General features: G+C 69.6%; 10 protein-coding genes and 4 pseudogenes. 8 read left to right on the top strand and 6 right to left on the bottom strand.

Translation table 11 applies throughout. The features are described 5' to 3' along the window. Positions 1 to 364 precede the first annotated feature (364 nt). A complete protein-coding gene (locus tag ACWEKM_RS19310) occupies positions 365 to 3,619 on the top strand; it encodes a BTAD domain-containing putative transcriptional regulator (RefSeq protein ID WP_451622384.1) in 3,255 nt (1,084 codons plus the stop codon). A gap of 71 nt (positions 3,620 to 3,690) precedes the next feature. Here the strand turns inward: ACWEKM_RS19310 and ACWEKM_RS19305 are convergent. Then, positions 3,691 to 3,850, bottom strand: a pseudogene (locus ACWEKM_RS19305) (IS30 family transposase); the annotation flags it as partial. Positions 3,851 to 4,073: 223 nt separating this feature from the next. Here ACWEKM_RS19305 and ACWEKM_RS19300 point away from each other — a divergent pair. Both ACWEKM_RS19300 and ACWEKM_RS19295 read left to right on the top strand, forming a co-directional pair. Further along, positions 4,074 to 4,733 carry an NADPH-dependent F420 reductase gene (locus ACWEKM_RS19300; protein WP_451622415.1) on the top strand — a complete coding sequence of 220 codons (660 nt, stop codon included), beginning with the start codon at positions 4,074 to 4,076 and terminating at the stop codon, positions 4,731 to 4,733. Positions 4,734 to 4,836: 103 nt separating this feature from the next. Next, positions 4,837 to 5,790 (top strand): annotated as a pseudogene (locus ACWEKM_RS19295) (IS30 family transposase); the annotation flags it as partial. Between the two features lie 328 nt (positions 5,791 to 6,118). On the opposite strand, the gene ACWEKM_RS19290 reads toward ACWEKM_RS19295, so the two are convergent. Next, a complete protein-coding gene (locus tag ACWEKM_RS19290) occupies positions 6,119 to 6,856 on the bottom strand; it encodes an SDR family oxidoreductase (RefSeq protein WP_451622414.1) in 738 nt (245 codons plus the stop codon). Between the two features lie 93 nt (positions 6,857 to 6,949). Between ACWEKM_RS19290 and ACWEKM_RS19285 the strand changes: the two genes are divergently transcribed. Further along, positions 6,950 to 7,789: a LysR family transcriptional regulator gene (locus ACWEKM_RS19285; protein WP_451622383.1), complete on the top strand. Its 840-nt coding sequence runs from the start codon at positions 6,950 to 6,952 to the stop codon at positions 7,787 to 7,789. 457 nt (positions 7,790 to 8,246) lie between these two features. Here ACWEKM_RS19285 and ACWEKM_RS19280 read toward each other — a convergent pair whose 3' ends face one another. The 3 genes from ACWEKM_RS19280 to ACWEKM_RS19270 form a co-directional block, all read right to left on the bottom strand. Further along, positions 8,247 to 8,384, bottom strand: coding sequence for a hypothetical protein (locus ACWEKM_RS19280; protein WP_451622382.1), 138 nt, complete (start codon positions 8,382 to 8,384; stop codon positions 8,247 to 8,249). 102 nt (positions 8,385 to 8,486) lie between these two features. After that, positions 8,487 to 10,493, bottom strand: coding sequence for a protein kinase domain-containing protein (locus ACWEKM_RS19275; protein WP_451622381.1), 2,007 nt, complete (start codon positions 10,491 to 10,493; stop codon positions 8,487 to 8,489). A 506-nt stretch (positions 10,494 to 10,999) separates the two neighbouring features. Then, positions 11,000 to 11,332 carry a hypothetical protein gene (locus ACWEKM_RS19270; protein WP_451622380.1) on the bottom strand — a complete coding sequence of 111 codons (333 nt, stop codon included), beginning with the start codon at positions 11,330 to 11,332 and terminating at the stop codon, positions 11,000 to 11,002. 669 nt (positions 11,333 to 12,001) lie between these two features. Here ACWEKM_RS19270 and ACWEKM_RS19265 point away from each other — a divergent pair. Both ACWEKM_RS19265 and ACWEKM_RS19260 read left to right on the top strand, forming a co-directional pair. After that, the gene (locus ACWEKM_RS19265) at positions 12,002 to 12,736 is read left to right on the top strand and encodes a TnsA-like heteromeric transposase endonuclease subunit (protein ID WP_451622379.1); all 735 of its coding nucleotides are present in this window, start codon (positions 12,002 to 12,004) and stop codon (positions 12,734 to 12,736) included. A gap of 129 nt (positions 12,737 to 12,865) precedes the next feature. Further along, positions 12,866 to 13,282, top strand: coding sequence for a hypothetical protein (locus ACWEKM_RS19260; RefSeq protein WP_451622378.1), 417 nt, complete (start codon positions 12,866 to 12,868; stop codon positions 13,280 to 13,282). A gap of 115 nt (positions 13,283 to 13,397) precedes the next feature. Here ACWEKM_RS19260 and ACWEKM_RS19255 read toward each other — a convergent pair whose 3' ends face one another. After that, positions 13,398 to 13,631 (bottom strand): hypothetical protein, encoded by a 234-nt coding sequence (locus ACWEKM_RS19255; RefSeq protein WP_451622377.1) that lies wholly within the window; start codon positions 13,629 to 13,631, stop codon positions 13,398 to 13,400. 185 nt (positions 13,632 to 13,816) lie between these two features. Here ACWEKM_RS19255 and ACWEKM_RS19250 point away from each other — a divergent pair. Next, positions 13,817 to 14,350: pseudogene (locus ACWEKM_RS19250) on the top strand (transposase); the annotation flags it as partial. A gap of 17 nt (positions 14,351 to 14,367) precedes the next feature. Then, positions 14,368 to 14,475: pseudogene (locus ACWEKM_RS19245) on the top strand (transposase); the annotation flags it as partial. Positions 14,476 to 14,562: the final 87 nt, after the last annotated feature.

Below are 14,562 nucleotides of genomic sequence, written 5' to 3'. Positions count from 1 at the left end.
CGCTTGCCCATACCCGGTGCCGGGCGTTCACCGAAGGATGCGACCAAAGGTCCGTACCAGGGGACCGGGCATCGGGGGCTCTCTGCGTGCCTATATGGAATTCGCCGCAGGCATGGCCGGTTTCGCCTCACGCGGCGAATCTGTGCCGTTGACATCGGCGCGAGCAGCGCTCTATAACGCCCAGTGCCCATGGCCACCCGGAAAATCCCCGCGGATGAGCTGTTCTAAGGTGTATTCACCGGTGAAGTCTCAAGCGTGAGAACGAATGGGGCAAGAGAATATGTCCGTGCATCAGGCCGAGGGGGCGTCGCCACCCTCACCACCGTCCGCCCTTTCCGGGCCGGCGCTTCAGGTGCTGGGGCCCATGACGGCCCGGTACCAGTGCAGCGACGCCCCGCTCGGACCACCACGCCGCCGGGCGCTCCTGGCCCTCCTCCTCATCAGGCTGGGCCGCGTCGTGCCCACCACGGTGCTCATCGAGGAGCTGTGGCGGGACGCCCGTCCTCAGCAGGCCGTCGCCACCCTGCAGAGTCACATCTCCCACCTGCGCAGGGCCCTCGCCCCCGCGGCCGGCCCCGACAGATCCGCGATTCTGCGCTACCAGGCCCCGGGATACGTCCTCCGGCTCGCACCCGACCAGGTGGACGCGTACCGCTTCGAGCAGTTCTTCTCCACCGGACGCCGACTCCTCGCGGATCAGAACCCCTTGGCCGCCCGGGACCGCCTCACCCAGGCGCTCAAGCTGTGGCGCGGCGTCCCGTACGCGGAGTTCCTCACCTACCCGTCGCTCGCCGACGAGAGCGCCCGGCTCGAGCAGATGCGGCTCACCGCCCTCGAAGCCTCCGCCGAGGCCGGGCTCCTCCTGGGACGGACCGCCGAGGTGGTCACCGAACTGGAACGCGAGGTCCGTCAGCACCCGGCCAGGGAACGCATGGTGGGCCACCTGATGACCGCGCTGTTCCGGTCGGGCCGACAGGCCGAAGCGCTGGAGATGTACGCGTGGACGCGGAGCTATCTGGCCGAGGAGTTCGGGGTGGACACGAGCGCCGATCTCCAGCGGCTCCACACCGCCCTCATCCGGCAGGAACTGGGCAGCCAGCGTGGGCCCGGCGCGCCGGGCGGTCCTGTCCGCCGCGGGGCGACCGCTTTCCCGCGGCAGATCCGGAAAACGATGTCCAGCACGGCCGCGGGCACCACGGCGCCCTGTCCCCCGGCTGAACCGGCCGTGCGCGCCCAGGAGGCGCCGGACGGCCCGGAACGCGGGGAGCCCGCCCGTTCCGTTATTGCTTCACCCTCACCGGGTGAACCCGGCTTTGCATCTCTTTTAATAGGCCGTGAAAGAGAATTGGGTCTTCTGGTCGCCGCCATGGCCGGAACAGTGGCCAGTCGTGGACATCTCGCGTGCGTACTCGGTTTCTCCGGACTCGGGAAAACCCATCTCATGATGGAACTGGTCCAACGCCTCCGGGCAATGGACGAGAACATCGAAACGATCCAGAGCAGTAGTTTCTCCGGCGAGGGAGTTCCGCCCTACTGGCTGTGGACCCAGGTGCTGCGCCGACTCTCGGCGGCGCGGCCCAAGGCCTTCCGGGTCGCCGCCGCGCCGTTCCGCGCGCTGCTGGCACCGCTGCTGCCCGGGGGGCTGCCGGACCCGGACGGCGGCCCCGGTCCAGGCGAGCCGCAGAACCCCTTCCGGACCCATGACGCGCTCTGCGAGATCCTTCTCGCCCTGGCGGCGCAGCGGCCTCTGGTGCTCCTCCTGGAGGACCTGCACCGGGCGGACGCGGCGTCGCTGGACCTGCTCCGCCTGCTGGCCAACCGCCGCCAGGGGCATCCGCTCGGCATCGTGCTGACCGGCTGGGACCTGGAGACCTGGCCCGACAGCTCCCGGTACGGGGCGATGACCGAGATGCTCAGGGGCCCCAACACGCAGATCCTGCGGCTCGGGGCACTGACGCTCCCAGACGTCACCGCCCTGGTCGAAGCGCACGCCGGCCCGGGCGTCGACCGGCGCCTCGTGGAAGTGCTCCACCAGCAGTCCGTGGGCAGCCCCTCCTTCGTCCTCCAGATGCTCTCCCTCCTCGACGAGGCAGGCGATCTCCAGGCCCCCCGCGCCGCGAACGAGCTGCTGGGCCTCGTCGTCCCGTACGCTCGCAAAGTCCTCCGCCAGGAGTTCGCCGAACTGCCGGGACCGGTCCTGCGGCTTCTGCGGCTGTGCGCCATCGCCGCGCCCGACATCGAACTGGATCCCCTGTGCCGCGCCGTCGGCGACGGCGCCGCGGCGATCGTGGAGTCGGCGGTCCGGCACGGTCTGCTCGCCTCCGCCCGGCAGCCCGGCGGCCGGCTCCGGCTCACCCCGCCGCGCGCCCGGGAGGTGCTCATGGGCGAGCTCACCGACGAGGAGAACCAGCTGTTGCACGCCGCGTACGCGGACGCCCTGCCCCCGCGCTCCGGCGAGGAGATCCCCCCGGAGCGGAGCGACCGCATCGCCCACCACGCCTGGTGCGCCAAGAGCGCCATTCCCCCGGAGCGGGCGCTGCCCTGGTTCCTGGTCGCGGCCGAGAACGCGGGCGCACGCCTGGCCTCCGACGACCGGCTGATATGGCTACGCCGTGCCATCTCCCTCACCGGCTCCCTGCCCGACGGCTCGGCCGCCCGCAGCCTCGCGCCCCAGCTCCACTGGGAACTGGCCCATCTGCTGGGCCACGTACGCGGGTTCGGCGACACCGAGGCCGAGACGGAGATCCTCCTGGGGCATGGCCCAGGCACGGTCCCGCACAGGTCCGACGACCCGGCGGTCCTGTCGATGCTGAGCGCGTCACTCCTCGTCCGCGGGCGCTACGACGAGTCGGGGCGACTGACCGCCCGGCTGAAGGCCATCGCCGCACGCACCGGCGATCCCGCGGCTCAGCTGGGCGCGGTGTACGGGGAGGGGATGGCGCTGTTCATCCGCGACCGGCTGCCCGACGCGCTGCGGTCGTTCGAGCGCGGTGTGGAGCTGTCCGAACGGCTGGCGCGCGAAGGCCGGGTGCCGGACGGAATGTACCGGTCCGATCCGCGCGTCTACTTCCGCACCCACGACGTCTTCGCCCGCTGGCTGATGGGCGAACGCTCGGCCGCCGCCGAGCAGTGCCGTCGCCTCCTGAGACTGACGCAGTGGGGCGACAAGCCATGGGATCGGGTCCATGCCCTCTACGTCAACGCGATGGTGGCGGCGTGGGAGGACGATCCGGATTCGGCCAGAGCCCTCGGGACGGAGGGGGTCGAGCTCTCCGTCAAGCACGGACTGTCCCCCTGGGCGGCGATGCTGCATGTCCCGCTGGGCTGGGCCCTCACGCACGCCGGACAGCGGGAGGGCATCCCGAAGATGGTGAACGCGCTGACCGAGATGCGACTGTCCCGGACGAGAATCCACCTTCCCCTCCACCTGGGCCTGCTGGCCCAGGCTCAGCATTACGCCGAACAGCGGGAGGGGGCCGTGGACACCCTGCGCACCCTGCTCGCGGTCGTCGAGCACCACCGCGAGTACGTGTACCTCAACTCCGCGCTCCCCGCCACGCTCCTGCTCGACAAGCTCCTGGGCAAGGAGACCCGGGAAGCCAGGGGTGCGGTCGACTAGGTGTATTGACCCGGAGTGTTGTTCACGCGGGGGCGGTTTCCAGGGATCGTTGCAACACCGGGTTGGCTTGATCAGGCCGTGAGCAGTTTACGCAGGCGCTCGGCTGGGGTTTCCCAGCCGAGCGTTTTGCGTGGTCGGCCGTTGGCGTCCGCGTACGCGGCGTGGGGCGGCCATCTCGCTGTCCTGGTCCCAGGTCAGCGAGCGCACCAGGTGTGCGGGCAGTGTCTGGACGGTCTTTGGGTTCCTCGCGAACATAGTCACGCAGAATTACCCGGCGTCCAACCTCATCACCCGCCGGACCCTCGGCTGGGAACCCGCTCAGCCCAGCCTGCTCGCCGATTTGGACAACGGCCATTACTTCCCCGCCAGCTGACGGCAGGGACCCGAATCGCAACGAGTCCGGCAAATGACAAGAATGCGACTCTTCTGGAGGAACGCGGAGAATATGACGACTGTGGGATTCATCGGAAGCGGATACATCGGCAGTACCATCGCGCGGCTCGCCATCGAGGCCGGGCACCAGGTCGTGCTCAGCAACTCGCGCGGTCCCGAAACGCTCGCGGACACGGCCGCGGAACTGGGGCCGCGGGCGTCCGCGGCGACGAGCGGGGAGGCCGCGGCGGCCGGTGACATCGTCGTGGTCACGGTGCCGGTCAATGCCTTCCCCGACTTGACTGCCGCGCCACTGGCCGGGAAGACGGTCATTGACACGTGCAACTACGGCCCCGAGCGTGACGGGGACATCCCCGAGCTCGACAGCAAGTCGCTCACCTCGAGCGAGTTGCTGCTGCGGTACATCCCGGACGCCATGCTCGTGAAAGCGTTCAACAACATCTTCTTCAAGCACCTACTGTCACTCGCCCGCCCGGCGGGGGCGGCCGACCGCTCGTACCTGCCGATCGCCGGGGACTCCGCGTCGGCGAAGGCGGCGGTGACCGAATTCATCGAATCCATCGGGTACAGCGTGGTGGACGCGGGACCGCTGGCCGACAGCTGGCGGCAGGCGACGGGCACGCCTGTGTGGGGGACGCCGTACGGGCCGTTCTCGAACGAGAAGGGCCAGCCGGTCGGCGAGGACGCCATCCGGGCGGCACTGGCCACCGCAACGCGGTAACCGCAAGTTGGCGCGGGCTGCGGTACGGTCCGGCCGTGTTACGGCCCCGTCCCGTAGGCTTGGGTTCTAGTGGTCGTCGCAACACCCCAGTTCGGGGCGTGCGATGGACTTCGAGGTTCGGGACCGCTCGGTCAATCGGGGGCGCCGTCCCCTGACCGAGGAACGGCGCGTCTACCTTCAGCTGATGCAACAGGGCGTGAGCAACGCGGAGGCGTGCCGGATCGTCGGCATCAACCGCCGGACGGGGAAGCGGTGGCGTAACGGCCGCGCCCCGTCCGGCCGGAACGTCGGGGCGCCACCGATCACAGCGGTGGCGCCCCCGCCCGGTCCCTCGCGCTGTCTGCGCGAGTCCGACCGGATCCACATCGCCGACCGGCTGTGTGAGGGCGCCACCATCCGTGCGATCGCCGCCGAGCTGGGCCGCAGCCCCTCCACCGTCAGCCGCGAGATCCGCCGCAACCGGCATCCGGCCAATGGCCAGTACCGGCCGCATGCGGCCCAGGCCCGCGCCGACGCCCGCCGGCCCCGTCCCAAGCCTGGGAAGACCGGCCAGATCCCCGCTCTGCAGGACTTCGTCCAGGACCACCTCGACATACGGTGGAGCCCGGAGCAGATCTGCCAGACTCTGCGGACTCAGTTCCCCGAACGGCCAAAGATGCACGTGGTCCACGAGACGATCTGTCAGGCCCTCTACCTGCAGGGCCGGGGAGAACTGCGCCGCGAGCCGGCCAAGGCCCTGCGATCGGGCCGCACACGCCGCAAACCACGCCGCCAGGCCCAGCAGCGCCAGCCGCGGTTCTCCACCCCGATGGTGATGATCAGCGAACGCCCGGCCGAGGCCGAGGACCGGGCACTGCCCGGCCACCGGGAAGGCGATCTGATCATCGGCAAGAACGGCACCCCGGCCATCGGCGCCCTGGTCGAACACGCCACCCGCTACGTGATGCTGCGGCACCTCCCCGACGGCCGCAGCGCCGAACACGTCCGCGACGCCCTCGTGGAGACCGTCCAGACACTGCCCGCACACCTGGTGCGCTCGCTGACCTGGGACCAGGGCGGCGGCGAGTACGAGGAAGGCCAGGCAGCTGCGGGGATCGTGCTCGCAGGGGGCTGAGTGGTCGGTAGCCGGTCAGCCACGAGATGCGCCATGCGCGCCACCGCCTACGGACTCACCTGCCTGGAACTCGGCGGTGGACTCGGGCATCCGCTTCCCAGCCCGGAGTTGGAGTACGGCTTCGAGGCCAGGGGCCTTCCGCGGGCGCACAGGTGGAGGAGTCCTGCAGCACAGATTTCTGACCGACCCGGCGGTGACGATCTTCGCAGGGTGCACGTGGTCCGACGGGTGGTAGCGGTGTGACCCGACGAGGAGCGCATCCGAGGTCAGGTCACCAGGCTACGACGCCGTTGTCGTCGAACAGTTGGCCGGTCGGGCCGTCGTCCGGCAGGGTCGCCAGCCGGATGGCGATCGCCGCGCCCTGCTCGGGGGTCCGGGTTCCGTTGAATCCGTTGAGGTCGGTGGCCACGTAACCGGGGCAGGCGTTGTTGATCAGGATGTTGGTGCCGCTCAGTTCCTTGGCGTACTGGATGGTGACGGCGTTGAGGTAGGTCTTCGTCGGCGCGTAGGCCCCGCTGATTCCTCCGAGGTCGACGCCGGGCGTGGTCTGCAGTGTCAGGGAGCCGACGTGGCTGGACTGGTTGACGATCCGCGGATGGGCCGAACGGCGCAGGAGCGGCAGCATCGCGTTGGTGATCCGGATGACGCCGATGACGTTGGTCTCCACCAGCCGCCGCACGGTCTCAAGGTCGATGGACGTGGGCTCTTCCGGCCAGCCGCCGGCCACGCCGGCGTTGTTGACCAGTACGTCGAGCCGTCCGGCTCTTTCCTCGATCAGTCGGGCCGCGGCGGTCACACTGTCATCGTCGGTCACGTCCAGGGGGACACCGAAGGCGTCGGCACCAGCCGCACGCAGCTTCTCCACGGCGTGTTCCCGGCGCTGTTCATCCCGGGCGCCGACACCGACACTCCAGCCCCGCGCGCCCAGTCCGGCCGCGATCTCGTAACCGATTCCCTTGTTCGCGCCGGTGACCAGCGCGATCGTCTTCTCGCTCATGACAGCGAGCATGCCGGTGCCGCGGCCGGGCACCAACACCGTCTCGGTCATGCAGCAATACCCGAGCGGTATCGATCGGTCGTCTGCCGTCGCTAGCCTGTGCTCATGGAAATGCGCGAGCTGCGGTACTTCGTCGCCGTCGCCGAGGAGCTGCACTTCGGCAGGGCCGCCCAGCGTCTGGAAATGGCCCAGCCACCCCTGTCCCGCGCGATCACCCAGCTCGAACGGCGGCTCGGAGTCGCACTGCTGGAACGCACCAGCCGCAAGGTCACGCTCACCCAGGCCGGAGCCGTGCTCTTGGCCGAAGCACGCGCGATCCTGAGCGCGGTGACCGCGGCCGAGCGGCGCACCCGACGGGCTGCGGCAGCACATCCCAGCCTCGTCCTGGCCGTGAAATCCGGCACCGCCGGCGAGCTGCTGACGAAACTGCTCGATGCGTACACCGCAGAACCCGAGGCGGCCACAGTCGACCTGCTGCTCTGCGAGGCACACCAGCACCAGCAACTGCTGCAGGACGGGCACGCCGACGTGGCACTGCTGCACCTGCCCTTCGACTCGGCGGCCGGACTCGACACCGAAATCCTGTGCACCGAGGGACAGGTCGTGATCCTGCCGGCCTCGCATCCGCTCGCCGGCCGCTCCCAAGTCAGGATGGCCGACGTCGCGGCACTGCCACGGCTCCCGATGGCCCGCTGGCCCCGACCTGACGGCAGCTACCCCTACGGGCCCGGCGCAGAGGTACGGAACCTCACGCAGCTCTTCCAGCTGATCGCGCTCGGCCGTACCACCGCGGTCATTCCCGAGTCAGCCGGCGCCGACCTGCACCGGGACCTCACCGCCGTACCGATTCTGGACGCTCCGCCCGTGACGACAGTGATCGCCTGGCCACCGCGCAGCCGCCTTCGCACAGTCGCTGACCTGGTCCGCGTCGCAACACGCCTGTGACATCGAGCCAAGCGGACGGGCACCCCCGCGACAACCTCGGCCAAGCAACGGGCAGTTCGGCATCTGTCCGCCGGTGGGAGCCGCTCCCGACGCCTTTCCCCCAGCTCGCCCAGCACAACTGTGCGACATCCCGTGAGTTCTCCTGAGCTCGGCTGAGGCCCTGGGCCCGTGGCCGGGGGGTTCTTCCTCCTTGTGTTCTCTGCTGGCGTGTGACGTGACTTCGGGATTCCTGAAGGGTTCTCTCATCTCGTCCGACCGATTCACAGTCGGGCCGAAGGCGAGGAGGCTCGGGTTGGCGGCGTTGGCAGTCGTACGGGACCTGCGTGAGCACTGGGCGCCCGCGTCGGCGGACGAGCTGGAACAGTTCGAGACCGACGTGCTGGCGGGGTTCGTCCTCGCACGGGACTCGGCAGGCCTGGCAGACGGCACCATCCGCGGGGGACGTCGGTCACCTGGATCAGGTCAGGTCCTGGTTCGGCTGGCCCTTGTGGGACATGGAGCCCGCTGACGCGGACGTGTACTTCGGGAAGGTGCTGCGGCACTCGCCCAGCGGCACCCGGCTGGGCCGGTCACAGGCGCTGAGCACGTACTTCATGTTCCTGGAGCTGCGGCACAAGGTCGAAATCCACCGCATGTCCGGCCGGGTGGTGGAGTGCCCGATCGACGAGATGAACCGGCCGCGCGGGGCCAAGAATGCTCAGTTGCGGATCCCGCCGAGTGAGCCGGAGATCGGGACACTGTTCACGGGCTGGGGCGGCGAGTTGGCCACCTGCCGGAAGTTCGCCCCCACCGCCCGGAAACGCACCGCCTCGAAGCTGATGTCCCAGGTCGGCCTGCGGGTCAGCGAGGCGTTCGGCCTCGGCCTGGACGATATCAAGTGGGACCTGGGCCGCTTGGTGTGTTTGCCCAGGTCGGCACTCCAGCGTTCCCGCCCGGTGATCGCGTCGAGTCCGCGGACTCTGTCGTCGGCGTCGATACACAGGGTGCGGCCCGCGACGGCGACGTCGAAGACCAGGAACTTGCTCCGCACGAAGGTCTTGCGCAGGGTTCCGTCGGCCGGGTCCAGGAGGGACACACCTCCGAAGCGGCTCACATACAACGTGCCGTCTGACATGGCCAGGTCCTGGGGTGCCTCCACCTCGGTCCGCCACACCCGTTTCCCTGTCGCGGCGTCGACTCGGTCCACTCCCGTCCCGCTGTAGACGAAGAGCGCGTCGCCCGACAACAGGCAGCTGACCATGTCGGGGTGGGACAGACTCCGCGCGTACGACCACCGTGCGGAGCCATCAGCCGTGTCGAGGGCGTGCACCGGCTCACCCGGCAGATACACGAGGTCCGGTCCTGAAATCACCGGGTAGTCCGAGTCTCCGGTCAGCGCGACAGACCAACGGGTGTCGCCGGATCGGGAGTCAAGTGCCGTCAGTCGCTTGCCGTCGGAGTGGTACAGGCTGTCGTTCCCGAGCACGGGCCCGTACACCGCGCCGTTCAGGGAGCGGCGCCAACGCTGCTCACCGGTATGGGCGTCGAGCGCCACGAGCCCCGCCTCCTCGCTGATCGCGTACACCGTGTCCCGGGTCACCACCGGGGTGAAGGCGAGCCCTTCCATGACATGCCGCCAAAGGATCTCGGGGGCGGGCCCCGACGGGCTGTTCTGGTTGATCAACCAGGCCGCAGTGCCAGCGGCGGCCACGGCGACTCCCAGGCCGAGTACACCGCGTCGGGTGAACTGCCGCTGCTGGCGCAGTGGGGCGGGCGCGGTGCCGGGTACGGCGGACGCGCGCCCGGTGCTGGGCGCGGGTTCGTCCGCCGCAGTGGGCGGATGCGGCCCCGGCGCGGCGGCCCGGCAGGTTCGTGCCCGCGTGGTGACCTCATGGGTACGCTGGCCGATGTCATCGAGCAGAGTCGGCGGAATCCAGGACCCGCCGCTTGCTCTGCCGGGGTCGGCCAGGGCGGCGAACTCGGCCAAGGCGGGCCGGTGCGCGGGCTCCCGGGCCAAAGCGCGGCGGAGCAGGGCGGCGAGCGTCGCGTCGGTGATGCCGGAAAGATCGGGATCGGCCGCCAACGGCCTGGCCATCACAGCCGCGGCGGGCCCGGTCCCGTACGGATGGCGGCCCTGCGCGGCGAAGACGAGCAGCGCGCCGAGGGCAAACACGTCGGCGGCAGGCCCTGCAGCACCGCCCAGCAGCACCTCGGGCGCGATGTAACCGGGGGTGCCAGGGGTCTGGCCGGTGCGGGTGATGGCACTCTCGTCTGCGGCCAGGGCGATGCCGAAGTCGATCAGGCGGGCACCGTCGGCGCCGAGGATCACATTGGACGGTTTGAGATCCCGATGGACCAGGCCCGCCGCGTGGACGGCCGTCAGTGCCTCGGCCAGCTGCTCGGCGAGGGCACGGCAGGCCTCAGCGGTCAATTCGCCGTGCTGGGCGATCGCTTCGCCCAGCGTGGGACCCGGAACGAACTCCGCGGCCAGCCATGGTGATTCCGCGTCCGGGTCGGCACCGGCCACCGAGGCGACGCCGGGCCCGCGAACCCGCGCGGCGAGCCGAACCTTCCGGGCAAAGCGTCGCCGAAACTCAGGGTCGTGCGCGTGCGCGGGGTGCACCGCCTTCAGGGCGAATAGCGCGCCCCGCCGGTCCTCGGCCAGATAGACCCGGCCCATGCCGCCCTGCCCGAGCCGCGCCAACAGCCGGTAGCCCCCCAACATCCGAGGATCCTGATCGGTGAGTGGCTGCACGCCCCGCCCCCTGTGTCCGTCCGCCCGCGCTAGACCCGGGAGGGTCTGTAGTCCGCCCAGATCTCGGAAAAGTCTGTACGCCGTGCTGAGCCCGGGAAAGAGCGACGTCCGCGACCACCGGTCGGTGATCCGACGCCGCCGCCGTTTCATCCGGCGCCCGCGCGGAGCGCACCGCGGCCTCTTCCCCCACCGTCAGGTAGTCGATCCGCTTCACCGGCGCGCCCGCCGGAAACATGAGCCCGTTGGCCGGCGCCCCGTCCTGCAACTTCCATCACCAGGACGTCAATTCGGGTGCCTGGGTTCCGCATGAAGACCCCGCCCAGCACTTACCGAACCCCGCGCACAGCGCCCCGCTCCGCCCCCAGCCCCAGGCGCCCTCTGCGCGACCCGGACGCGCGCGAGCTGGACGAGGACGAAGACGGCCAGAGGTGAGCGCCAACAGCCGTGGCGGCCTTGGTGGTGTCCCGGTGCGTTGGTCAGCAGTCATCCCAGTGCCAGGTGCCGTCCTCGCGAATCCAGTCGTCGAGCACTCCGGGGTATTTGCCTATGTCCTCGGGGTCATTCCCTCTGATGCTGATCTGGGTGCGGTCGTCGTCGTACCAGTAGATCCAGATGTTCTGCATGGTCAGATGCCGGTAGTCCGGATGGGTGTTCTCAGACAGTGCCTTGAAGTCGGCCCTGGAGAGATCGACCTGGCACCGCTTGGAGAGCAGGTCGTAGCCACTGATGTCGTTCTCGATACGGGTTCGGGCGAAGTCAAGGGCGGCCGTCTTCAGCGCAGCGACATCATCGGGTGCGGACTGCCCCACGCTTGTAGTGGAGGTGGGGTTGCCGGTGTCACCACTGCTGCCAACTGAAGCTGACCGGGCGGGCTTGCCGCTCTCCTTGGCCTCGACGTCGTCACTGCAGGCGGTTAGCGGTAGGCATAACACAGCGGCGATAGCCACAACAGAGCGAGCGCGCATGGGACCCCCCTCGGAGTGATGTGCACGGTGTTACGGGAACACTGCAGCGTATCGAGGCGAAGAGATACGTGAGTGGGGAACGACAAAGACCCAATCGTGGAGTGATCGGGGCAGCCTTGCAGACTGACGTGTGGTGGAGAGCCGCCGACTGCCGGCGCTTGTGTCGGCAAACGATCCTTTGATGACAGGCCGTCCGCGTGTCCAATGAACCCGTGCAATCCGGGGGTTCGCGGCGGCGCTGTCCCGTCTCACGTGATCCCGTCTCTTTCTCGCCGGGTCTTGTCGGATTCGCTGCTGGTCTCATCTGGTGGTGTCGGGCTGACGTGACACAACGAATCTCACTGGATCGCGTCCGTCGGACTGGTTCGTCTCCGCGGTTCGTGTATGCGGGGCCGTTCCGTCTCACCTGACTTTCGCCCGCGAGGGCGGTTTGGGGCGGTTTTCCTGGCTGGCTCGGCTGTTGCTGTGGCTCCCTCGTAATCAGCGTCCGTACAGCGTCGAGGGGGCGTCGTAGTGGTTTTGCCTGAGGGGCCCGAGGGGTTTGAGGTCGAGTATGTCGATGCCGATGGGGTACGCCGTCGGGTCGGGCTGGCGCAGTGCTGGGCGGAGCCGTTCGGGCGGCTGCCGCCGGTTCGTACGGTGCGGACATATCCGGGGCAGAAGTCGGTGGCGCGGCAGTACTGGGCCGCGACGACGCGGGGTCCGCTGCTGCTGGAGTCGCATCTTGAGCGTCACCACGCGATGCTGCTGGACTTCGATCCGCAGGTGATGGGGCTGGCCGCCCAGCCGTTCCGGCTGTTCTGGCCCACACGCAGGGGGCGGCGCGGGCACGTGCCGGACTTCTTCGCCCGCCGCGCGGACGGGGAGGGTCTGGTGGTCGACGTCCGTCCGGATGACCGCATCGAACCGGATGACGCGGAGGCGTTCGCGGCGACCGCGCGGGTCTGCGAGCTGGCGGGGTGGCGGTTTTCTCGGGTCGGGGCGGTGGATGCGGTGCTGCTGGCGAATGTGAAGTGGCTGGCGGGCTACCGTCATCCCCGCTACGACCGGCCGGAGCTGAGGCAGCCGCTGCTGGAAGTGTTCGCGGCTCCGGAAGCGCTGTTCGCGGGGGTGGGCCGGGTCGGCGACCGGCTGGAGGTGCTTCCTGTCCTCTACCACCTGCTCTGGCGGCAGTTCCTCCATGTCGACCTGGACAAGGGGACGTTGGGGCCTGACAGCATGGTCGGACCGGCGGAGCGTGTTCGGTGAGCGTGGTCCGGCGGCCTCCCGTGATCCGGCCCGCGGACCGGGTGCGGTTCGACGGAGCGGTGCACACGGTCGTGGGGATCAGCGGGATGCTGGTGCGGCTCGCGGACGGGCTGGGGCAGTCCAACACAGATGCACCTGCCGACGCTGATGACGGCGCCCGGCTTCGGGGTGGTCGGTTCGGGACCGGGCCGGCTGCTGCCACCGGGGCTGCTGGTGGGGCTGGAGGCCGGTCTGGCGGAGAAGGCTCTGTGGTGGCACCGGCACATGACCGAGGTGCTGACCGGACTGGCCCCGGACGCCCCGCCGGGCACGGTCCCGCGTCCCGAGTACGACCCGGCCTCGTCGTCGCTGGCCGACCGGGAGGCGGCCAAGGCCGCTGAGCCGTCGGCGGAGTTGGGGCACCCGGTGAGCCGACACACGGTGCGCCGTCGCCGCCAGCGCTACCAGAAACGCGGAGTGCTGGGCATGGTGGACGGGCGTCACGGTCCGCGCCGTCCACCACGGGGCAGGTGGACCCCAGGGTCGTGGACGAGCTGCGGTGGCTGATGGACCAGGCCGCGGACGGCTCGACCCGCACGGTCAGCTACTACTTCACACGGGTCGGGCGGGCGGTGAAGAAGCTGGACGGGCCGCCGGTCACGATGCCCTCGCGGGCGACGTTCTACCGCCTGTTCAACCGGCTGGAGGCCGGGCTGCACACGACCGGTTCGGCCCGCACGCGTCGCTCGCTGGCCAGCCAGCCCGACGGGGCCTTCGACCAGGTCACCGTCTGCCGGCCGGGCGAGCTGATGGAGATCGACTCCACCTCGTTCGACGTGCTGGTGCGGCTGGACAACGGGGTGGTGGACCGGTGCGAGCTGGTCGGCATGGTCGACGCCGCTACGCGGTCGATCACGGCGGCCGTGCTGCGGCCGACGACGAAGTCGGTAGACGCGGCGCTGCTGTTGGCCCGCTCAGTAACTCCGGCTGCGATGCGGCCGGGCTGGCCCGAGGTGTTGCGGCTGGAGCACTCCGCGCTGCCTTACCAGCGGCTTCTGTCAGTGGACGAGCGGCTGCGGCACGCGGCTGCGGTCCCTCTACCCTGCGCTGGTCGCCACCTGCGCGGCCCTCGACGTGGATCACCGGGGCGAGGCCGTCTTCACGATGCGCCTGCTCGCCCGCAGAGTCCAGCACCTGTCCGACGAGGTCAAAGAGCTCACCCGCCGCACCACCAGGGCCGTTCGTACCTGCCGGCCCCAGATGCTGGATCTGGTCGGTGTCGGGCCCGACAGTGCCGCGGTCCTCCTCATTGCCGCAGGTGACAACCCCGAACGACTCGTCGACGAAGCGTCCTTCGCCGCGTTGTGCGGTGTCAGCCCGGTCGAGCAGTCCTCCGGCAAGACACAACGCCGACGCTTGAACCGCGGAGGCAACCGCCAGGCCAACGCCGCCCTCTACCGCATCGTGCAGACCCGCATACGCTGGGACGAACGCACCCAGAAGTACCTGCGGCGACGCACCGCCGAGGGCATGTCCAAGCGCGAGATCATCCGGTGTCTGAAGCGGTACGTCGCCCGCGAGCTCTACCGGCACATCCTGCCCCGAGCCGCCAACCAGGCCCCTTCTGTGGCTTGACGAAACATAGGGGCTTCTACAGCACCCACAAGGCCCCGGCCATTCGCAAGTGGCTGGAGGCCCACCCCCGTTTCCACATGCACTTCACGCCCACCTACTCGTCCTGGCTCAACCAGGTCGTGCGACACGAAAGCCGCTTGAGAAGAGCGGACTCACCGAAGGAGGATCGACTGATGTCGAAGGTGTAGCTCCCGAGCCAGTGCACAGGGCTC

The organism is Streptomyces sp. NPDC004752, assembly GCF_053601275.1.
Note: the sequence above shows the minus strand (reverse complement) of the source record. Positions and strands in the feature narration are given on the sequence as shown.